The 19,204-nt window shown below is 64.7% G+C and carries 18 protein-coding genes, 1 tRNA gene and 1 pseudogene; 4 read left to right on the top strand and 16 right to left on the bottom strand.

Annotated features, from left to right (window positions below; translation table 11 throughout):
* Positions 1 to 6 precede the first annotated feature (6 nt).
* Positions 7 to 489 carry a 23S rRNA (pseudouridine(1915)-N(3))-methyltransferase RlmH gene (gene rlmH / locus FJ973_RS03860; protein WP_140517517.1) on the bottom strand — a complete coding sequence of 161 codons (483 nt, stop codon included), beginning with the start codon at positions 487 to 489 and terminating at the stop codon, positions 7 to 9.
* Between the two features lie 84 nt (positions 490 to 573).
* Complete coding sequence (gene rsfS / locus FJ973_RS03855; RefSeq protein WP_135902362.1) at positions 574 to 951, bottom strand: ribosome silencing factor; 378 nt, start codon at positions 949 to 951, stop codon at positions 574 to 576.
* A 242-nt stretch (positions 952 to 1,193) separates the two neighbouring features.
* On the opposite strand from rsfS, the gene FJ973_RS03850 reads away from it, so the two are divergent.
* Positions 1,194 to 2,045 (top strand): mechanosensitive ion channel domain-containing protein, encoded by an 852-nt coding sequence (locus FJ973_RS03850; protein WP_140554892.1) that lies wholly within the window; start codon positions 1,194 to 1,196, stop codon positions 2,043 to 2,045.
* Here the strand turns inward: FJ973_RS03850 and FJ973_RS03845 are convergent, their stop codons facing one another.
* The 5 genes from FJ973_RS03845 to obgE form a co-directional block, all read right to left on the bottom strand.
* A complete protein-coding gene (locus FJ973_RS03845) occupies positions 2,046 to 3,344 on the bottom strand; it encodes an MFS transporter (RefSeq protein WP_140517515.1) in 1,299 nt (432 codons plus the stop codon).
* 101 nt (positions 3,345 to 3,445) lie between these two features.
* Entirely contained in the window at positions 3,446 to 4,033 is a 588-nt protein-coding gene (locus FJ973_RS03840) for a nicotinate-nucleotide adenylyltransferase (RefSeq protein ID WP_140554968.1), read from the bottom strand.
* A 248-nt stretch (positions 4,034 to 4,281) separates the two neighbouring features.
* Positions 4,282 to 5,568, bottom strand: coding sequence for a glutamate-5-semialdehyde dehydrogenase (locus FJ973_RS03830; RefSeq protein ID WP_140554890.1), 1,287 nt, complete (start codon positions 5,566 to 5,568; stop codon positions 4,282 to 4,284).
* 3 nt (positions 5,569 to 5,571) lie between these two features.
* On the bottom strand, positions 5,572 to 6,711 hold the full coding sequence (gene proB, locus FJ973_RS03825; protein ID WP_140554967.1) for a glutamate 5-kinase: 1,140 nt from the start codon (positions 6,709 to 6,711) through the stop codon (positions 5,572 to 5,574).
* A gap of 7 nt (positions 6,712 to 6,718) precedes the next feature.
* Positions 6,719 to 7,750 carry a GTPase ObgE gene (gene obgE / locus FJ973_RS03820; RefSeq protein ID WP_140554889.1) on the bottom strand — a complete coding sequence of 344 codons (1,032 nt, stop codon included), beginning with the start codon at positions 7,748 to 7,750 and terminating at the stop codon, positions 6,719 to 6,721.
* Between the two features lie 129 nt (positions 7,751 to 7,879).
* Here obgE and FJ973_RS03815 point away from each other — a divergent pair, with 129 nt between their 5' ends.
* A complete protein-coding gene (locus FJ973_RS03815) occupies positions 7,880 to 8,749 on the top strand; it encodes an endonuclease/exonuclease/phosphatase family protein (RefSeq protein ID WP_140525012.1) in 870 nt (289 codons plus the stop codon).
* Positions 8,750 to 8,943: 194 nt separating this feature from the next.
* Here the strand turns inward: FJ973_RS03815 and FJ973_RS03810 are convergent, their stop codons facing one another.
* The 3 genes from FJ973_RS03810 to FJ973_RS03800 all read right to left on the bottom strand — a co-directional run bounded on the left by FJ973_RS03810 (position 8,944) and on the right by FJ973_RS03800 (position 10,707).
* Positions 8,944 to 9,531, bottom strand: a complete 588-nt coding sequence (locus FJ973_RS03810; RefSeq protein WP_181167602.1) for a GNAT family protein — start codon at positions 9,529 to 9,531, stop codon at positions 8,944 to 8,946.
* 137 nt (positions 9,532 to 9,668) lie between these two features.
* Positions 9,669 to 9,938, bottom strand: coding sequence for a 50S ribosomal protein L27 (gene rpmA, locus FJ973_RS03805; protein ID WP_140493012.1), 270 nt, complete (start codon positions 9,936 to 9,938; stop codon positions 9,669 to 9,671).
* 100 nt (positions 9,939 to 10,038) lie between these two features.
* On the bottom strand, positions 10,039 to 10,707 hold the full coding sequence (locus tag FJ973_RS03800; RefSeq protein WP_140554887.1) for a 50S ribosomal protein L21: 669 nt from the start codon (positions 10,705 to 10,707) through the stop codon (positions 10,039 to 10,041).
* Positions 10,708 to 11,281: 574 nt separating this feature from the next.
* Here FJ973_RS03800 and FJ973_RS03795 point away from each other — a divergent pair.
* Positions 11,282 to 11,371: transfer RNA gene (locus FJ973_RS03795), tRNA-Ser, on the top strand.
* 193 nt (positions 11,372 to 11,564) lie between these two features.
* Here FJ973_RS03795 and FJ973_RS03790 read toward each other — a convergent pair.
* Entirely contained in the window at positions 11,565 to 11,750 is a 186-nt protein-coding gene (locus tag FJ973_RS03790; protein ID WP_140554886.1) for a hypothetical protein, read from the bottom strand.
* 1,005 nt (positions 11,751 to 12,755) lie between these two features.
* Positions 12,756 to 14,595: pseudogene (gene recQ, locus FJ973_RS03785) on the bottom strand (DNA helicase RecQ).
* Positions 14,596 to 14,785: 190 nt separating this feature from the next.
* Here recQ and FJ973_RS03780 point away from each other — a divergent pair.
* Entirely contained in the window at positions 14,786 to 16,207 is a 1,422-nt protein-coding gene (locus FJ973_RS03780; RefSeq protein ID WP_140554885.1) for a coniferyl aldehyde dehydrogenase, read from the top strand.
* Between the two features lie 238 nt (positions 16,208 to 16,445).
* Here the strand turns inward: FJ973_RS03780 and FJ973_RS03775 are convergent, their stop codons facing one another.
* The 4 genes from FJ973_RS03775 to FJ973_RS03760 are packed head-to-tail and all read right to left on the bottom strand — an operon-like array spanning position 16,446 to position 19,203.
* Entirely contained in the window at positions 16,446 to 16,784 is a 339-nt protein-coding gene (locus FJ973_RS03775) for a cupin domain-containing protein (RefSeq protein ID WP_140518251.1), read from the bottom strand.
* Positions 16,785 to 16,794: 10 nt separating this feature from the next.
* The gene (gene kduD / locus FJ973_RS03770) at positions 16,795 to 17,559 is read right to left on the bottom strand and encodes a 2-dehydro-3-deoxy-D-gluconate 5-dehydrogenase KduD (protein ID WP_140554884.1); all 765 of its coding nucleotides are present in this window, start codon (positions 17,557 to 17,559) and stop codon (positions 16,795 to 16,797) included.
* Positions 17,556 to 18,407, bottom strand: a complete 852-nt coding sequence (gene kduI, locus FJ973_RS03765; RefSeq protein ID WP_140554883.1) for a 5-dehydro-4-deoxy-D-glucuronate isomerase — start codon at positions 18,405 to 18,407, stop codon at positions 17,556 to 17,558. Before kduI ends, kduD begins: the two co-directional genes overlap by 4 nt.
* 22 nt (positions 18,408 to 18,429) lie before the next feature.
* Positions 18,430 to 19,203: a FadR/GntR family transcriptional regulator gene (locus FJ973_RS03760; protein WP_140554882.1), complete on the bottom strand. Its 774-nt coding sequence runs from the start codon at positions 19,201 to 19,203 to the stop codon at positions 18,430 to 18,432.
* Position 19,204 lies beyond the last annotated feature (1 nt).

Raw genomic sequence — 19,204 nt, 5'->3', positions numbered from 1 at the left:
CGACCTTCAGGTTCTGTGATAGGGGTGGCCGGACAGGATCGTCGAGACCCTGTAGAGCTGCTCTGCCAGCATCACCCGCACCAATTGGTGCGGCCATGTCAGCGCACCGAAAGACATCACCAGCTCGGCCTGGGCGCGCAACGACGGATCGTGGCCATCGGCGCCGCCTATGGCCAGCGCCAGCGCCTTGCGGCCAGCGTCGCGCAATTGGCCGATGCGGCCGGCGAAATCTTCCGAGGACAGGTTCTTGCCGCGCTCGTCGAGCAGGATCAGCGCCGAGCCGGGCTGCAACTGCGCCTGCAGCCTTGCGCCTTCATCGCGCCGGCGTTCATCGGCGTTCTGGGCGCGGCCTTCGGCGATCTCGGCGATGCCGGAGAATTCGAGGCCGACAGCCGGGCCGCTCTTGGAGAAACGCTCGAAATAGCGGTCGGCGAGTTCTCTCTCGGGGCCGCTTTTCATCCGGCCCACGGCATGAACGGTAATCTTCATCCTCGCCTCAGAGGGCCGCCGATGCGTGTCGCCCGAAAATCGTCAATGGGCCAGGAACCACGGCACGCATCCAAACCAACCGGCTCAGTGCAAGGTCTCTTCCTCGAGGTCCGGCGCCTGCCACATCTTTTCGAGATTGTAGAATTCGCGGACTTCGGGGCGGAAGACATGGACGATAATGTCGCCTGAATCGATCAGGACCCAGTCGGCGCCGGACAGCCCCTCGACACGCGCCGTGCCGAGGCCGGCATCCTTCAACGCCTTGAGGAGATGATCGGCAACAGCCGAGACATGACGGTGCGATCGGCCCGACGCGACGACCATGTAGTCGCCGAGGCTCGATTTTCCCTGAATGTCGATTGAGACGATGTTTTCGGCCTTGGAGTCTTCCAGACTGGCAAGGACTGTCTTGATGGCGCGGGACACGGCGTCGTTTACGCTGATCCCGGCCGGCGAAGGCACGATGTCGGCCTTCTTCCGCAGTGCTGTTCTCAGTGTATTTCCTTTCGCAGCAAGAACAACCAAATCACCCCTGAAAGCGGGTGACACCGCTTAGATAGGCAGAGTTCCGTTGCAGTTTCAAGACGGAGCCCCGCTTCCATGCGAACTCATTGAGGCTCCGCTTGTTCCGCGCGACACGCAAAAGATCGGAACCCAGGCGTTCCGCAGGGGTTATCGGCTGATTGATCAACCGGAATCCCATTATGCCGATCGACCCGCAAAATGCCCTCCTGACCGTGCAGGCGGGGCTCTCTCAGCTCAGCGCGCTCATTGTCTCCTATTCCCTTTCGGCGGTCGGCGCCGTCATCCTTCTGGTTGTCGGCTACATCGTCGCCGGCTTTGCCGAGCGTTCGATTTTTGCCGGCCTGGGCCACATCCATGGCTTTGACCAGACGCTGCGGCACTTCTTTTCCAAGATCGTCCGCTATGCCATCCTCGTCCTGGTCGTCATCATGGTGCTCGGCCAGTTCGGCGTGCAGACGGCCTCGATCATTGCCGCGATCGGCGCCATCGGCCTGGCCATCGGCCTGGCGCTGCAAGGCACGCTGCAGAACATTGCCGCCGGGATCATGCTTTTGGCATTGCGGCCGTTCCGCATCGGCGAATCCGTCGAAGTCGGGTCCATTGCCGGCTCGATCGAGGAAATCGGCCTTTTCGCCACCAAGCTCCGGAGCGCCGAAGGCGTCTACATCCTGGCGCCCAACTCGACGCTGTGGAACCAGCCGGTGCGCAATTTTTCGCGCAACGGCGTGCGGCGCGGCGACATCACCCTCTCGATCGGCTCCTGGAACGACATCGACCGCGCCCAGAAGACGCTGCTTGCGATCGCCGCCGCCGAGCGCCGCGTCAAGCGTGAGCCGGCGCCGACCGCCTTTGTCGCGGCATTGGGCGAAAGCACCGTCTCGATCACCTTGCGTTACTGGACATCATCGGTGGATTTCTTCGCCGCCCAGGCCGATCTCACCAAGCGGGCCAAGCAGGAATTCGACCGCGAACGCATATCGATCCCGCTGCCGCCACCGCAGGCCCCGGCGCCGGAAACCCGCCGGCAATAGTCAATCGCCCCTGTGCCGGTGCTGTTCGTCCGGCGCGAAGGCGAGTTCCACCGGCAATGGCGCTTGCGCCGTCATCGGCGCGAAGCTGCCGGTTTCGGTTGCCGGCACCGGCCGCGCGGTGAACACGCGCAAAAGCACGAACAGGCAGAAGACGCAGGCGATGACCACTGTTACATAGATGAAGGCCTGCGTGCCGAAGACGGCTGACAGCGCGGTCACGATGCCCGGCACGATGAAGCCGGACAGCGACCAGGCAAACAACAAGGAACTCGACAGCGCCACCATGTCGTCCTTGCCGGCGCGGTCGGCGGCGTGGGCACTGGCCAACGAGTAGATCGATTCCGAGGCGCCGTCCCACATCACATAAATCACCAGCAGCACCGCCAGCGTACCGCCGTCGAAGCCGAGCGCAAACATCCCTGCCGCCGCGGCGATCGCGGATGCCGCGACCAGCACATAGCGGCGATCGGTGCGATCGGAAATCCAGCCGAGCGGAACCTGCAGGATCAGCGTGCCGAGCGGCATCACCGAAAGCAGCAGCGCCACGTCGGCCTGGCTGTACCCCTTCGCGGTGGCGTGGATCGGCGCAAAACCGGAAATCGACATGGACAGGCCACCGACCGCCAGCATGCCGGCGACGCCGACCGGCGAAATCCGCCAGGCCCGGCGCAGCGCCACCGATGCCGCCTGCGGCGCCGGCGGCTGGGCCAGCCGGGTCATCCCGACGGGCAGGATGGATAGCGCGGTGAAGGCTATGCCGATCAGCGATGCATCCGCCGTCCTGATGTCGACCAGCGCCAGCGTCGCATAGCCGATGCCGAGCCCGCCGACATAGGCGACGTAGAAGACGGCCATTACCCTGCCGCGTATGGCGTTGGCCACGGCATCGTTGAGCCAGCTCTGCGCGACGATGAAAAGCCCGCATATGGCAAAGCCGTAGAGAGCGCGCGCCGCGATCCACAACAGGGGGTGCGGCCCGGCGCCGATTGCGGCATTCGACAGCGCGATCAGCGCCGACAGCACCATGAAGGCACGGGCATGGCCAACCCTGCGCACCAGCGGTCCGGTCAGGATGCAGCCGGCGAGACCACCCGCCGACAGACCGGTGACGATCAGACCGGCCCAGGTCGGATCGAAGCCTTCCACGCCGAGCCGGACGGGGATGTAAGCGAACATCAGCCCGTTGCCGATGGCGATCAGCGCCATCGACACCACGACGCTGGCAATCGCGATCAGCGGCGTGGGCGTGTCGCCGTGCCTCGGTTCCGTTTCGGTTTGGCTTTTCACGAGAGTGGTCATATCAGCGCAAGATCATCCATTCGATGACGAAAGGCCGCCGCAAAAGCGACATTGCCGGACTTGCCTTCCTCCTTGCGAAGAAAGGGCGCTGTGCGTACCGATCAGCCCTTCGCCTGCTCGCGGATAGCCGTCGACGACAGCGACGAGCGCGGGCCGTGGATGAAGGTCCACGCGGGCGCCTTCATGCGGGCGAGCCTTGGCGCATCGCCTTCGTCGACGCGGGCATAGTCGAAGGTCTTGGCCACGACCGACGACAGGAACGACAGCGTCGCGCCCGGACGGTCGATGACCGCGATCGGGAAGGTCATGACGATTTCGCGCCAGCGCTGCCAGCGGTGGAAATCGCGCAAGCTGTCGGCGCCCATGATCCAGACGAAGTCGACGCCGGGATTGCGCGCCTTGACCAGCGCCAGCGCGTCGGCGGTGTAGCGCACATGATGCGCCGCTTCGAAGGCGGTGACCTTGATCTTCGGGTTCTTGGCGATCTTCTCGGACAGGCACAGCCGTTCGGCCAGCGGCGCCAGCTCGTGCGTGTTCTTCAGCGGATTGCCCGGGGTGACCATCCACCACAACTGATCGAGCGCCAGCCGCCTGAGCGCGATCTCGGCGACCAGCGCGTGGCCGGCATGCGGCGGATTGAACGAGCCGCCGAACAGGCCGACGGCAAGGCCTTTGCCGGCATGCGGCATTTTGAGGTAGCTGGACGGGATAGGTTGCTCAAGCAGGGAAAGCATTCGCTAGGCACCCCCCTCTGTCCTGCCGGACATCTCCCCCGCAAGGGGGGAGATTAGCAGCTTCGGTGAAGGCACAAATCTTGGAGCATTGAAGATCGGCGAAACCAAAAATGTCAGCCGATCTCCCCCCTTGCGGGGGAGATGTCCGGCAGGACAGAGGGGGGTGGCTGGGCGCAAGCTTCAGGCCCTTTGGACGAAAAGCGTCAAGGCCTCACCTGTCCCGAGCCGCGCACGCGGTATTTGAACGAGGTCAGTTGCTCGACGCCAACGGGCCCGCGCGCGTGCATCTTGCCGGTGGCGATGCCGATCTCGGCGCCCATGCCGAACTCGCCGCCATCGGCGAACTGCGTTGAGGCATTGTGCAGCAGGATCGCCGAGTCGATCTCGTTGAAGAACCGTTCCACCGCCTGCGCGTCCTCGGCGACGATCGCCTCGGTGTGATGGGAGGAGAAAGTCTCGATATGCTCGATTGCGCCAGCGACACCGTCGACCAGCTTCACCGCGATGACGGCGTCGAGATATTCGGTGACCCAGTCGGCATCGGTCGCCGGCTTGGCGTCGAAGAACAGCTTCAGCACCTCGGCATCGGCATGGATCTCGCAGCCGGCGGCGCGCAAGGCGTCGAGGATCGGCACCAGGTGGGTGGAGGCAACCGCACGGTCGACCAGCAGCGTTTCGGCCGCGCCGCAGACACCGGTGCGCCGCATCTTGGCGTTGACGGCGATGCCGACTGCCATGTCGAGCTTGGCCGAGCGGTCGACATAGAGATGGCAGATGCCTTCGAGATGCGCGAAGACCGGCACCCGGGCCTCGGTCTGCACCCGCTCGACCAGGCTCTTGCCGCCGCGCGGGATGATGACGTCGAGATTGCCGCCGAGGCCTTTCAGCATTTCGCCGACGGCGGCGCGGTCGGCGGTCGGCACAAGCTGGATGGCGTCCTGAGGCAGGCCGGCTGCCTTCAAGCCGTCGACCAGGCAGGCGTGGATCACCGACGACGAGTTCAGCGAATCCGAGCCGCCGCGCAGGATCACCGGGTTGCCGGCCTTGAGGCAGAGCGCGCCGGCATCCGCCGTGACGTTCGGCCGGCTCTCATAGATGACGCCGATGACGCCGAGCGGTGTGCGCACGCGCTCGATCTGCAGGCCATTCGGCCGCTCCCAACTGGCGATCACGTCGCCGACGGGATCGCCGAGTTCGGCAATTTCGCGAATGCCGTCGGCCATGGCGCGGATGCGGGCTGGATTGAGCTTCAGCCGGTCCATGGAGGACGCCGACAGGCCGGCTTCATGCCCGTTCGCGATGTCGATGGCATTGGCGTCAAGTATGGCTCGCTCGCGGGCGATGATCGCCTCCGCCATGGCGGCAAGTGCCGCGTTCTTGGCGGCTGTCGTAGCGATGGCCAGCGGTCGTGCGGCGGCGCGGGCACGGCGGCCGAGGTCGGCCATCGTCGCCACTGTATCGTTCCGGGATTTTTCATGCAGCTTCAGCATGGCTCATCCTCCGCCCGTTACTTGGTCGCCCGCGAGGCTGACCACAAGGTCGTCGCGGTGGATCATCGCCGAACGCGCCTCGTAGCCGAGCACGGTCTCGATTTCGGTTGTCTTCAGGCCTGCGATCCTTACGGCATCCGCCGCATCATAGGCAACCAGCCCGCGGGCGATCTCGCGGCCCTCGGGCGACAGGATCGCCACCGTATCGCCGCGCGAGAAATTGCCGCTGACCAGCTTCACACCGGCCGGCAGCAGCGACTTGCCCGATGTCAGCGCCCCGACGGCGCCGGCATCGACGGTCAGCCTTCCCGCCGGTTCGAGCTGGCCGGCGATCCAGCTCTTGTAGCCTTTCACCGGATTGGCGCTCGGGCGGAAGAAGGTGGCGCGCTCGCCGCGCTCGATCGCCATCAGCGGCGAAAGCCGCGTGCCAGAGGTAATGATCATGGCGGTGCCGGCCGCGGTGGCGATCTTGCCGGCGTCGAGCTTCGTGCGCATGCCGCCGCGCGACAGTTCGGAAGCCGCGGCACCCGCCATCGCTTCGATCTCAGGCGTGATGCGATCGACCACCGCGACGAATTTGGCTTCCGGGTCACGCGCCGGCGGCGCGGTGTAGAGACCGTCTATATCCGAGAGCAGCACCAAAAGGTCGGCGCCCATCATCGTCGCCACCCGCGCGGCCAGCCGGTCATTGTCGCCATAGCGGATCTCGGAGGTCGCCACGGTGTCGTTCTCGTTGATGACCGGCACCGCCTTCATCTTCAAGAGCGTCGAGATCGTCGCCCGGGCGTTGAGGTAGCGGCGGCGCTCCTCGGTGTCGCCAAGCGTGAGCAGGATCTGGCCCGATTTCAACCCGCCCTTGCCGAGCGCATCCGACCAGGCGCCGGCCAGCGCGATCTGGCCGACGGCTGCGGCCGCCTGGCTCTCCTCGAGCTTCAGCGCCCTTTTTCCCAGGTCAAGAATGGTACGGCCAAGCGCGATGGCGCCCGACGAGACGACCAGGATTTCCGCGCCGCCTTGAGCCAGCACGGCAATGTCGTCGGCCAGCGACGCCAGCCAGTCGCGCTTCAGCCCGGCCGTGCGGTCGACCAGAAGCGCCGAGCCGATCTTGACGGTGATGCGCCGGTATTTCTTCAGCGACTGCACGGTCATGCTATTTTTCCCAGCGCGTGTCGACCGGCGCCGCGATCGCGTCGCGCGCTTCGGCCACCACCGCCATCAGCGCGCGCAGCACCGCTTCGACCCCTTCGCCGGTGACCGCCGACAGAAGCATCGGCGCACGGCCGGCGGCGCGCTTCAGCGAGGCGATCTTTTTCCTGCGCTCATCCGCATCGAGCGTATCGACCTGTGAAAGGGCCAATATCTCGGCCTTGTCGGTCAGGCCGTGGCCATAGGCTTCGAGTTCGGCGCGCACGGTCTTGTAGGCCTTGCCGGGGTTCTCCTCCTGCGCCGACACCAGGTGCAGCAGCACGCGCGTGCGCTCGACATGGCCAAGGAAGCGATCGCCGATGCCGACGCCCTCATGCGCGCCTTCGATGAGGCCGGGAATGTCGGCGATGACGAATTCGCGCGCATCGATGCGTGCCACCCCCAGGCCGGGATGCAGCGTGGTGAAGGGATAGTCGGCGATCTTCGGCTTGGCGGCGGTGACGGAGGCGAGAAAGGTCGATTTGCCGGCATTGGGCAGCCCGACCAGCCCGGCATCGGCGATCAGCTTCAGCCTGAGCCAGATGTTGAGCTCCTCGCCGGGCTGACCCGGATTGGCGCGGCGCGGCGCCTGGTTGGTCGAGGTCTTGAAGTGCTGGTTGCCGAAGCCGCCATTGCCGCCCTTGGCCAGCAGGAAGCGCTGGCCGACCACGGTGAGGTCGCAGATCAGCGTCTCGTTGTCCTCTTCGAACACCTGCGTTCCAGCCGGCACTTTCAGCGTGACGTCGGCGCCCTTGGCGCCGGTCATGTTGCGGCCCATGCCATGGGTGCCGGTCTTGGCCTTGAAATGCTGCTGGTAGCGGTAGTCGATCAGCGTGTTCAGCCCGTCGACCGCTTCCAGCCAGACGTCGCCGCCGCGGCCGCCATCGCCGCCGTCCGGTCCGCCGAACTCGATGAATTTCTCGCGCCGGAACGACACGGAACCCGCGCCCCCGTCGCCGGAGCGGACATAGACCTTGGCTTGATCGAGAAATTTCATCGGACAGCAGTTTCTTTATTGGCCTTGCGGCATTGCTCTAAACCTTGCGCCTTGCTCTAAACCAAGGCGCGGCGAAGGGCGAGGCCGTTTTGTGACAGTGGCCGCGTGGGGTTGGCCGGAGATGTCGGCATGAAGCTTGTAACCTACAACATCCAGTACGGCATCGGCCTCGATGGGCAGTACGATGTCGGGCGTATCGCCGACGCCGTGCGCGGCGCCGATGTCATCGCGCTGCAGGAGGTCACCCGCAACAATCCCAGGAACGGCGGACGCGACATGGTCGCCGAGATCGGCGAGGCGCTGCCCGACTATTTCGCCGTCTATGGCAGCAATTTCGAGGCCAATATCGGCTCGCGCATCGAAAACGGCCGCGCCATCACCACCACCTTCCAACTCGGCAACATGGTGCTTTCGAAGACGCCCATTCATCTGTCGCGCAACCTGCTCCTGCCGCGAAGCCGCAGCTTCGAGATGATGAACTTCCAGCGCGGCGCGCTGGAGGCGCTGATCGAGACGCCGCTTGGTTTCATCCGCTTCTATTCCATCCATCTCGATCACCGCAGCCCGGTCGAGCGCGCCAGCCAGATCCAGTTCCTGCGCCGGCGCCTGTTGAACTATGCGCTTGAAGGCGGCGCGCTGTCCGGCGTCGCCGAGATCGGCCTGCCGGAACTGCCGCACCCCGAGGCCTTCGTCGGCATGGGCGACTTCAACATGCTGGCCGGATCGCCCGAATATGTCGAACTCGCCGGCCGGCCGGACCACGAATTCGGCATGCCGCTGACCGCCGACTTCGCCGTCGATGCCGCCCTGCGCCTCAATGTCGCCGGCGACGATCTCGTCAGCTGGGTCGACCCCAAGGACCCCGGCAATACCGACCGCCACAAGCGCATCGACTATATCTTCACCAGCGCCTCGCTTGCCCGGTCGCTGAAGCGCCTGTGGGTCGACCGAAAGGCTGTTGGCTCGGACCATCTGCCGGTATGGGCTGAACTGGGCTGAGCCCAAATCGATGCACGATTCTTTCCGAACCTTTGACCAGAGGCCCAGCGCCGATGTGTGCTGAGATTCAGGTCAGGCCGAGCCGAAAACGTTGGTTTTCGAGAACCGGAGCGGAGCGTACTTAAAGTACGCGAGCACCGGAAGCGCAGAAAATCAGCGTTTGCAGGCCGGCCTCACCTGAATATCGGCACACATCAAAAATGTACCCAGTTGCGCAGGCTGGTCCATGTCTTCCGGTCGAGGCGGTAACGCTCGACCGGCACCTGGCCGGCGACAATCGAGTTCAGCATGCCCTGGCCGGCATACTGGAAGCCGCATTTGTGGATCACCCGGCGCGAGGCCGGATTGATGACCCGCGTCGAGGCATGCAGCACCTGGATGTTTGTGCGCTGGAACGCGAGATCGACCAGGGCGTGCGACGCCTCGGTGGCGAAGCCGCGCTTCCAGTAGGGTTCTCCGATCCAGTAGCCGAGCTCCAGTCCGCGGTCGGTGGTGTTCAATCCGGCGCAGCCGACGAAGGTTTCAGTGCCTGCCAGCGTCAGCGCATAGGCGATGCCGGCGCGGCGCGACTTGGCCATGGCCAGGAAAGCGCGTGCCTCGGCCTCGCCATAGGGATGCGGCATGCGCGCCAGCATCTCGGCGACATGACGGTTGTCGGCGAGCTCGACCAGTTGCGCGATGTCGCTTTCGCGCGGAGCCCGCATCACCAGCCGCTCGGTGACCAGCACCGGGCAATCGATCGCATAACTTTCGTCTTCTGAGTCTTCCGCTTCGGCAACCATGTCAAAGTCCTCCAGGCACAAGAAAAAAGGGAGATGGAAACCCATCTCCCTTGATCCTTTTCCTGGCTTTGCCAAACCTTCTGGCTTCCAGACACCGGTTCCCGAGATGGGCTGCCGGTGTTGTGGCGCGGAACCGGCTACTCCGCTGCTTTGGTAATCGGGTTGACCGATACGTAGGTTCGGCCGTTGGCTTTTTTGTTGAACGTCACGGCGCCGGCTTCGAGCGCGAAAAGCGTATGGTCGGTACCCATGCCGACATTGACGCCGGGATGCCAGGTGGTGCCGCGTTGACGAATGATGATGTTGCCCGGGATGACGGCTTCGCCGCCGAACTTCTTCACGCCCAGACGCTTGGAATGCGAGTCGCGACCGTTGCGCGACGAGCCGCCAGCTTTCTTGTGTGCCATCTAACTAACTCCGATGCGCCCAGGGGCGCTTGAATGGTCTTATGAACGCGTTCGCGTTCCGTTTCAAGTCCGATCCGGCGACGTTTCGCGCCGGTTCGCCTTACTTCTTCGCCAGTTCCTTGGCCTGCTCGCGCCAGTCCTTGATCTGGTCGGCGCTGAACGGCATGTTCTCGTCGATCTTGGCCACATCCTTCTCGGTCAGCTTGGCGAGCTGGGCGAAGGTGATGATGCCCTGTTCGTTGAGATCCTTGGCGGCGACCGGGCCGATGCCCTTGATCACGGTCAGATCGTCCGGCTCGCCCTTCGGCGCCTTGAACAGCGGCGCTGCCGCGGCCTCGGCCTTTGCCTCTTCCTTCGGGGCGTCCTTCTTGGCCTTGGCTTCCTTCGGCGCCGCGTCGGCGGCTACCTCGGCCTTGGCTTCCGCCTTGGCAGCGGCCTTCTTGGCCGGCTTGGCGCCACCCAGCAGGATCTCGGAGATCCTGACCGTGGTCAGCAACTGGCGATGGCCGATCTTGCGGCGCGAATTCTGGCGGCGGCGCTTCTTGAAGGCGATGACCGTGCGGTTCTTGCCCTGCTCGACGACCTCGGCGGTGACAACCGCGCCGTCGACGAACGGTGCGCCGAACGTGACATTCTCGCCCTCGCCATGCGCGAGCACGTGGCCGATCTCGACGATATCGCCGACATTGGCTTCGACTTTTTCGATCTTCAGGAGATCGTTGGCGGCGACGCGATACTGCTTGCCGCCCGTTTTGATGACTGCGAACATTTTTTGCCTTTCGCTGTTCGGTCGGCCTCGATGAACCGCCTGTGGCGGTTCGGCCGTCTTTTTGTCAGTCTGCGGGTTCAAAAAACAAGCGGCGCGGAAGAACCCTCCACGCCGATTGCGCGCTGTCCCTAACCGAAGGTTTGTTGCGAGTCAAGGCAAACGGCCAGATTCTCAGGGCAACGAATCCGGGCTAACGGGTTCCTCCGGAGCTTTCGTCGGCGCGCTGTTGATGGAGCCTTGAACGGAAAAACCCGCCTGTGCGGCGGGTCTCTGGCGCAACTCAGCACCATAACCAGATCTCTACCATAGTTGCCTTCACCCCGTCAAGAAAAAATTCCTATCAGGAGGTCGCCGGCACCGCCGGACCGGCGTCCTCAGGCCTCGTTAACCCGAGTTCGAAATCTTGGCCGGATTGCTGGCCGGCGAAGTGGCTGGCATCGTCTACCGCGGTCGGGACCGCGTCGCTCCGGGCCAGCCTCTGACGCAAGCTGACTTTCCGGCGGATTTGGCCTTGTAACCTGCCCGTTCAGCCGTTATCTAGTGCGCCGCGCCGGCAACGGCCGACCATGACCGCGGAGAGGTGGCAGAGTGGTCGAATGCACCGCACTCGAAATGCGGCATGGGTGCAAGCCCATCGGGGGTTCGAATCCCTCCCTCTCCGCCAGTCCGAATTGATTTCCTTACCTTATTTGGCTTTTCCCGCCCAGCCATAAACGTTTGCTAAAGCGAAGCAGCCGCACCGGGGGAGTGCGTGCAGCCCTGAGCTCCTGCGGCGCTGTAATTGTCTGGCATCGGGATTGCCGTGTAATCATCTGACGATGAGCTTCGCCAGCGAGCCCGGTGCCGAAACCCACGGGTCATCGAGGCACGAAATAGCGGGCGCGGCCACCAGCTGCGTCCTCTCTCGCCAGTCCGGTCGCAACCAGCGTTTCCAAAACCTGGGCCACACGTCCGCTGCGCTTGCTGGTGTTCCTGCCATCGAACGATAAGGAAACATCATCCAAATGCGCCGGCGCCGGGAGCTTGGCGAACAGGTCACGCACGAGCCTAATTTGTTCCAACCGTCGGACGGCCATTTGGCCAGTCCGAAATCTCGATCACGGTTGCGTCCGCCTCGATTTGTTCTTCCCTCGCGCCGGGCCGACCAGCTAAAGCCGGGATCAAGTCCTCCCACCCATAGGCTGCAAGCACAGCCAAGACTGATTGAACGATTTCGGACCTGGTCGACACGAAAAGCGCCGTCCAAGCGGCGATGCAGGTCTATAGGGCGGGCACGGCGACGGCCGTTGCGCACTGCGCACTGACTGTCCCCATTTCGACGGTCTCGCCGCGTCTGGTAGGCTCGGCGGCTTACGGTACTGGCAAGCTCGCCAAGCAGTTGACAGGCTGACGCCGACACAGCGTCGCCTACTCAGTCGTCTGCTCGTCCAGGCGGGCCGCGTGACAGCGCCAGTCAGCGACGAGCAACGGAGGCAGCGCGGGTACTGATCGAAGCAACCCCGCTGTTAGGGCAGCGTAGCTGGGGCGTAGCAGCTCACAAAAGGCGCTTTTCCAGTGCCTGATATCATTGCGCAATGATAGGCTTTCCTCGACGCGGAATTGAACACCATCATACCGTCGCCGGGTGCCACTAACCAATCGGCTGGCGACGCCGCCAGCGGAGCTTGCGTCCTGGCGAGCATTCCACTGCCCAACAGAATAGCCGCTGCTATTATCAAGGTATCGGCTCGGATTTGCATTGGTTGTTGCCTCCCTTTCGTCGTTCGTCAGGGCGGTGCCTGCCTTGACGACTGCCAATCTAGCACCAGTGTCAAGGCATGGAAGACAGTCGAGAGGATGGTTATCGTTCTGGCGCACGGTCTTCCGTGATCTCGCCGGAACGAAGGAAGTCGATCATTGACGCGACGAACGCACCAGCCGCCACGGCAAGCGGCACCGAAAAGCAGACGGTGCCATATTGATCAGCTCAGACAGCGAGGTGACGTCACGAAGGCACTTCTGTCTGGATGGCCGCTGTAGCCTGTGCGTGACGCGTCGACCGGTTCAGCTCAATTCGGATGATGCCCGGCAATCGCGTCGAGAAAAATCTCCCCGAATTCCCTAAGCTTCGCCGCTCCCACGCCATTCACCTCGGCGAAGGCGTCGAGGTCGCGCGGGCGGCGTTCGGCCATGTCGATCAGCGTGCGGTCCGAGAACACGACATAGGCCGGCACCTGCCGCTCCTTGGCCAGCCGCAGCCGCAGCGCCTTGAGCGCGCCCAGCAGCGATGCATCCACACCCTCGGCGCTGGCGGCGGAGCTTTCCCCGGAACGCTTCCTGCCGCGCGCGAGGGTCCCGCATCTCGACGCGATAATGGAACGCAACCTCGCCGCGCCCGAGGGCGCGGCCGCTTTCGGAAATGGCGAGGCCGCCATGGCCGTCCGGATCCGGCACAAGGAACCCGCCGGCGACCAGTTGCCGGATAAGCGACAGCCAGACCGTTTTCCTATACGCCGCGCCGGCCCGGAAACTGGTCAGCGTTTGATGGCCTCTCGCCAGTACTTTCTCGGTCTCGTGGCCGAGCAGGATGTCAATGACATGGGCGGCGCCGAAGCGCTCGCCGGTCTGCGCGACTGCCGTCAGGATGATCCGCGCTTCCGCTCCGCCATCGGCGCGCGGCGCCTGGTCGAGGCAGTTGTCGCAATTGCCGCAGGGCGCTGCCTGTTCGCCGAAATAGCCGAGCAGGATCTGCCGGCGGCACTGTACCGCCTCGCAATAGCCGATCAACGTATCGAGCCGGCGATGCCCGCGCTTCTTGTGTTCAGGTGATGATTCTTCGTCGTCGATGAACAGGCGCCGCATGCGGATATCGCCGAGCCCGTAGAGCATATGCGCCTCGGCTGCCCGCCCGTCGCGGCCGGCGCGGCCGATCTCCTGATAGTAGGCTTCGAGGCTGCCCGGCAGGTCGGTGTGGAAGACATAGGCGACGTCGGGCTTGTCGATGCCCATGCCGAAGGCGATGGTCGCCACCATGACGACGCCGGAGAGCGTCATGAAAGCGTTTTGGTTCGCCTCACGCGCCTCCTTGCTCATCCCGGCGTGATAGGCGAGCGCGGTCACGCCGTTCTTCTCGAGAAAAGCCGCCATCTCCTCGGTCTTCTTGCGCGACAGGCAGTAGACGATGCCGCTTTTGCCCGCGTGACGCTCGACGAAGCGCAGCAACTGGCGCTTGCTGTCCTGCTTGGCCTCAAGGGCAAGCTTGATGTTCGGCCGGTCGAAACCCAGCACCACGGTTTCGGCGCGCCCGGCGAACAGACGCGCTTCGATATCGATGCGGGTAGCCTCGTCCGCCGTCGCCGTCAGCGCGATGATCGGCACTTGCGGGAAAATGGAGCGCAGCCGCGACAGATCCTCATATTCGCGCCGGAACGCCGGACCCCATTGCGAGATGCAATGCGCCTCGTCGATGGCGATCAGGCTGACGTCGAGCTTGGCCAGCGCCTCGAGCATCCGCTCGGTCATCAGCCGCTCCGGCGCGAGGTAGAGCAGGCGCGTCTGGCCAGAGGCGACACGGCGCCATGCCGCCACATTGGCCTCGCGCTCGATCGAGGAGTTGATCGTATCGGCTGACACGCCGGCAAGGCGCAACGCCGCGACCTGATCCTGCATCAGCGCCACCAGCGGCGAGACGACGATGGCAAGGCCGCCCAGGACCAGCGCCGGAACCTGGTAGCAGAGCGATTTCCCCGCACCCGTCGGCATGACGGCCAGCACATGGCGTCCGCCCAGCAGCGCGTCCATGATTTCGGCCTGGCCGGGACGAAAATCGTCGAAGCCGAACACGTCCTTCAACACGCGTTGCTTGGGGTCTGGTACATCCGGCGGAACGCTCGCCGTCGATATTGCCATCTCGCAATGGTCCCCTGGTTTGGCTGAGGCAACGTTCTTAAAGCGAAGATCGCCGGAACGCTATCCGCGATGCGCGGGGTGGCATGTCCACCGGCTCCAATTCGCGCCTTCCCCTGCGACATCAGCACCCCTGCTGGATTCGCTCACGCGCTGCGATGTAAGCTTGCCCGGCGCGATCAGGGAGGGAGCGATGCTGCAGACCAGACAGGACGCTCTCGGCGAGCGCTTCAAGCAGCAGCGCGCCGCATTCGAGGCGCAGCCCTTTCCGGGCCTCGATGTCCGCAAGGATCGCCTCGTCCGGCTGCTGGCGCTCACGGAAAAGCATGAGGCCGACATCTGCGCGGCAATCGACACCGACTTCGGCGGCCGCTCGGCTCATGAGACCCGCCTTGCCGAGCTGTTCGTGGTGCGGGCCGGCATCCGCCACGCGCTGTCTCACCTGAAAGGCTGGATGCGGGAACGCCGCGTCGCCACCACCTTGCCGTTTCTGCCGGGCAGGAACCGCCTCGTCCCGCAGCCGCTCGGTGTCGTCGGCATCGTATCGCCCTGGAATTACCCTTTCCAGCTCGCCGTCGCGCCGGTCACCGCGGCGCTCGCCGCCGGCAATCGCGTGCTGGTCAAACCCTCCGAATTGACGCCCGCCTTTTCAGCGCTGCTGGCGCGCCTGGCCGCCGAGCATTTCGCACCGGACGAACTCGGCATCATCACCGGCGACGCGGAGGTCGGCAAGGCTTTCGTGTCGATGCCTTTCGATCACCTGCTGTTCACCGGTTCGACGGCCGTCGGCCGCGAGGTCGCATTGGCCGCCGCGGCCAACCTCACTCCAGTCACGTTGGAACTCGGCGGCAAGTCGCCGGCAATCTTCGACCCCTCATGCGACCTCGATGCGGCGGCGGCCAGCGTCGCCTATGGCAAGCTCCTCAATGCCGGGCAGACCTGCATCGCGCCGGACTACCTGCTGGTGCCCAAGGGACAGTCAGGCATCGTGGCAGAGAAACTCGCGGCGGCTATGGCGAAGCTCTACCCCAGCCTGCGCGACAATCCGGACTATACCGCCATCGTCAGCGACCGGCATTATCAGCGCCTGCGGGCCATGATCGCGGAGGCCCGAGACGCCGGCGCCGATGTCATCGAAATCAACCCGGCCGGCGAGGCGTTCGGCGCCGCAGACCGCAAATTGCCGCCGACCCTGGTCAGGAACGCCGATCCCGACCTGCGGCTGATGCGCGAAGAGATTTTCGGGCCGGTGCTGCCGATCCTCGAATATGCCGGGATCGACGACGCCATCGCCCATGTCAACCGGGCCGACCGGCCGCTGGCGCTCTACTGGTTCGGGCGAGACGGCGGCAACCAGCAACGCATCCTGCACGAGACCATCGCCGGCGGCGTCACCATCAACGATTGCATGCTGCATCTGGTGCAGGAGAACCAACCCTTCGGCGGCGTCGGCGCCAGCGGCATGGGCGCCTATCACGGGGAATGGGGCTTTCGCACCTTCAGCAAGGTGAAGCCGGTTTTCCTGCAGTCGCGCTTGAGCGCGGGGAGCCTTCTGCGTCCGCCCTATGGCAGGACCTTCGAACGGCTTTTCGGCCTGCTCAGGCACATCACTTGAACGCCGTGCGGCGCCCGCCGCCGGCGACGCGATCACATGGCGGCGCTATCACATGGCGTCCGCGCGTTAAGCCTATCTTCACCATGATTCGGCAGGCTCCATTTCCTGCGGCCACGTTTCGAGTACCGCGGCGCGCAAGCGCCCAGGCAACAGACCCGCGCCTCTCCGGAGGCGCGGGTTTTTCATTTGGAAACAGCGCGCCGAAACGAGCGTCCATCGCTCATCGCATGGCCGGCCCTCAGGCGAGGAAATCGGCGCGGTGCGGCGTAAAGCTGTCGACCAGCCGGCCGGCTTCGAGCGCCTTGACGCCATGCACCAGGCCTGACGGCACGATGAAGCTGCCGCCTGTCTCGATGATTTCGGTCCGGCCGTCGATGGTCACCTCGAAGCGGCCCTCGGCGACGTAGCTTGCCTGTACATGCGGATGCGAATGCAGGGCGCCGACGCCGCCCTTGTCGAAGGCGAACTCGACCATCATCAGTTCATCCGTGTGCAGGAGAACGCGCCGCCTGTTGCCATCCGGCGTCGCCGTCCAGGCGCCCGCGCCGGCCTGGGAGAAGATTTTCGTTTCGCTCATCGCAATATCCTCATCGCGCCAGCCAGCCGCCGTCCACTGGCACCACCGCGCCATGCATATAGTCCGACGCCGACGCCAGCAGGAAGGCCGCCGCATCGCCAATGTCTTCCGGCCGGCCCCAGCGGCCGGCCGGAATGCGCGCCAGGATCGAGGCGCTGCGGTCGGGATCGGCGCGCAGCGCCTGCGTATTGTTGGTTTCGATATAGCCCGGCGCGATGCCGTTGACGTTGATACCTTTCGCTGCCCATTCGCAGGCGAGCAGCCGGGTGATGCCGAGCACGCCGTGCTTCGAGGCGGTGTAGGACGCGACGCGGATGCCGCCCTGGAAACTCAGCACCGAGGCGATGTTGACGATCTTGCCCCTGCGTCCGCCGGCAAGGACGCGCCTGGCGAAGCCTTGGCAGAGCAGAAAAGCCGTCTTCAGGTTGAGGTCGAGCACCTCGTCCCAATCGGCTTCCGAGAGATCGACGGCGTCGGCGCGCCGGATGATGCCGGCATTGTTGACCAGCCCGTCGAGCGGCCCGCTTTCGTCCCAGACGCGCTCCAGCATCGGACCTGCGGCGGATGTGTCGGCAAGGTCGGCCGCGACCGCCTCGAACCGACCGCCCGCCGCGGCGATCCTTGCGGCCGTCTCATCCATCGAGGAGCGGCCGACGCCGACGACCATGCCGCCGGCGCGCGCGATCGAGACGGCAATGCCTTGGCCGATTCCGGTGTTGGCGCCGGTGACGAGGATGCGCCGACCGGTCAGGCTGAAGGCGGAAAGATCGCTCACCGCAGGTCTTCCATCGCCACCGGATCGACATCGGTGTAGTCGACATTGTCGCCGGCCATCGCCCAGACAAAGGCGTAGTTGGAGGTGCCGGCGCCTGAATGGATCGACCAGCCGGGCGACAGCACGGCCTCCTCGTTGCGCATGACGATGTGTCGGGTCTCGTCCGGCTCGCCCATGAAATGGAAGACGCGCGCCGCCTCCGGCAGGTCGAAATAGAGATAGGCCTCCATGCGCCGGTCGTGCACATGGCATGGCATGGTGTTCCAGATGGAGCCCGGCGCAAGTTGCGTCATGCCGACGACGAGCTGGCAGGTCCTGGCCCCGTCGGCATGGATGAACTGGAAGATGGAGCGTTCGTTGCAGGCCTCCTTGCTGCCGAGATCGAGACGCCGGGCGTCACCGATGCGGATCAGCCGGCTGGGAAAGGTTTGATGCGCCGGCGCGCTGAGCAGATAAAACTTTGCCGGCGCCGCCTTGTCGACTGAGGCAAACGACACATCCTGCGTGCCCATGCCGAGATAGAGCATGTCGCGTACCTGCAACTCATGGAGCTGGCCGCCGGCTTCGATCGTGCCGCCGCCACCGATATTGACGGCGATCAACTCGCGGCGCTCGAGAAAGCCTTTCGTTCCAGTCGGCTTGATTGCCTCCAGCCGAAGCGGCGCGCCGGCCGGCATCGCGCCGCCCACGATCATGCGGTCGTAATGTGTGTAGGTCAGGCTGACGCGGTCGGGCTGGAACAGGTCTTCGATGTGGAAATTGTGGCGCAACTCGTCGGTCCCCATGGCCGCGGCGGCGGCGGGGTCGATGGCAAAACGCGATGTATAGTCGGTATGGTTCTGGCTCATTGCTGTCCTGACTTGAGATGGATCATTCGCCGCCGGCCGCCTTGACCGAGTCGGAATAATAGACCTGCCGCGCATGCAGGCGCTCGCGATAGCGCTGCTGGCTGGCCGAGAGATGCGTGCGCATCGCCTCGCGCGCGGCTTCGGCATCGCCCGATGTGATCGCGTTCAGGATCACCAGATGCTCGCGCTGCAGCCCGCGCTGATAGCTGTCGGACTGCACAAGCTCGGTCGACCAGGGCGAGGTCACGTCGCACGGAATGGCACGCCGGCCGAGCACGTCGAGCATTTCGACATAGAACGGGTTATTGGTGGCGCTGGCGATGGCGCGATGGAAGGCGAGATCGGCCGGACCGGTCGGCTCGCTGGCGAGCAGCAGCCGTTCGAAGTCGAAGAAGGCTTCCTGGATCGCCGCCTCCTGGGCCGCGTTGCGGCGGATAGCGGCGAGCCCGGCCGATTCGATCTCGATGGCGAGCCGCACTTCGAGCACGTTGAGTGCGATCGAATCCTTGCTGCCCATATCGGCCGCGAGCGCCCCGAACATCGTCGAGATGTGCTCTGTGACGAAGACGCCGGCGCCCTGCCGCGGCTCGACCAGGCCATCGGCGGCGAGCTTGGCCAGGGCTTCGCGGATGACGGTGCGGCTGACGCCGAAGGTTTCGGTCAACTGGCCCTCGGTCGGCAGTTTGTGGCCGGGCAGGATCTCGCCTGCCTGAAGCTGCCTGCGGATTGCCGCGACGACGGTTTCCGACAGTTTGGGTTTTCTCTCGACCCTGAGGTCGGTTGCGGCGACAGACACG

It is taken from the genome of Mesorhizobium sp. B2-1-3 (assembly GCF_006442495.1).
Classification (GTDB): domain Bacteria; phylum Pseudomonadota; class Alphaproteobacteria; order Rhizobiales; family Rhizobiaceae; genus Mesorhizobium.
Note: the sequence above shows the minus strand (reverse complement) of the source record. Positions and strands in the feature narration are given on the sequence as shown.

What these genes read in the sequence shown, in the direction of transcription:
- rlmH (WP_140517517.1), bottom strand. Translation starts at nt 489, where the DNA reads ATGAAGATTACCGTTCATGCCGTGGGCCGGATGAAAAGCGGCCCCGAG.
- FJ973_RS03850 (WP_140554892.1), top strand. Translation starts at nt 1,194, where the DNA reads ATGCCGATCGACCCGCAAAATGCCCTCCTGACCGTGCAGGCGGGGCTC.
- FJ973_RS03845 (WP_140517515.1), bottom strand. Translation starts at nt 3,344, where the DNA reads ATGACCACTCTCGTGAAAAGCCAAACCGAAACGGAACCGAGGCACGGC.
- FJ973_RS03840 (WP_140554968.1), bottom strand. Translation starts at nt 4,033, where the DNA reads ATGCCGCATGCCGGCAAAGGCCTTGCCGTCGGCCTGTTCGGCGGCTCG.
- FJ973_RS03830 (WP_140554890.1), bottom strand. Translation starts at nt 5,568, where the DNA reads ATGCTGAAGCTGCATGAAAAATCCCGGAACGATACAGTGGCGACGATG.
- obgE (WP_140554889.1), bottom strand. Translation starts at nt 7,750, where the DNA reads ATGAAATTTCTCGATCAAGCCAAGGTCTATGTCCGCTCCGGCGACGGG.
- FJ973_RS03815 (WP_140525012.1), top strand. Translation starts at nt 7,880, where the DNA reads ATGAAGCTTGTAACCTACAACATCCAGTACGGCATCGGCCTCGATGGG.
- FJ973_RS03810 (WP_181167602.1), bottom strand. Translation starts at nt 9,531, where the DNA reads ATGGTTGCCGAAGCGGAAGACTCAGAAGACGAAAGTTATGCGATCGAT.
- rpmA (WP_140493012.1), bottom strand. Translation starts at nt 9,938, where the DNA reads ATGGCACACAAGAAAGCTGGCGGCTCGTCGCGCAACGGTCGCGACTCG.
- FJ973_RS03800 (WP_140554887.1), bottom strand. Translation starts at nt 10,707, where the DNA reads ATGTTCGCAGTCATCAAAACGGGCGGCAAGCAGTATCGCGTCGCCGCC.
- FJ973_RS03780 (WP_140554885.1), top strand. Translation starts at nt 14,786, where the DNA reads ATGCTGCAGACCAGACAGGACGCTCTCGGCGAGCGCTTCAAGCAGCAG.
- FJ973_RS03775 (WP_140518251.1), bottom strand. Translation starts at nt 16,784, where the DNA reads ATGAGCGAAACGAAAATCTTCTCCCAGGCCGGCGCGGGCGCCTGGACG.
- kduI (WP_140554883.1), bottom strand. Translation starts at nt 18,407, where the DNA reads ATGAGCCAGAACCATACCGACTATACATCGCGTTTTGCCATCGACCCC.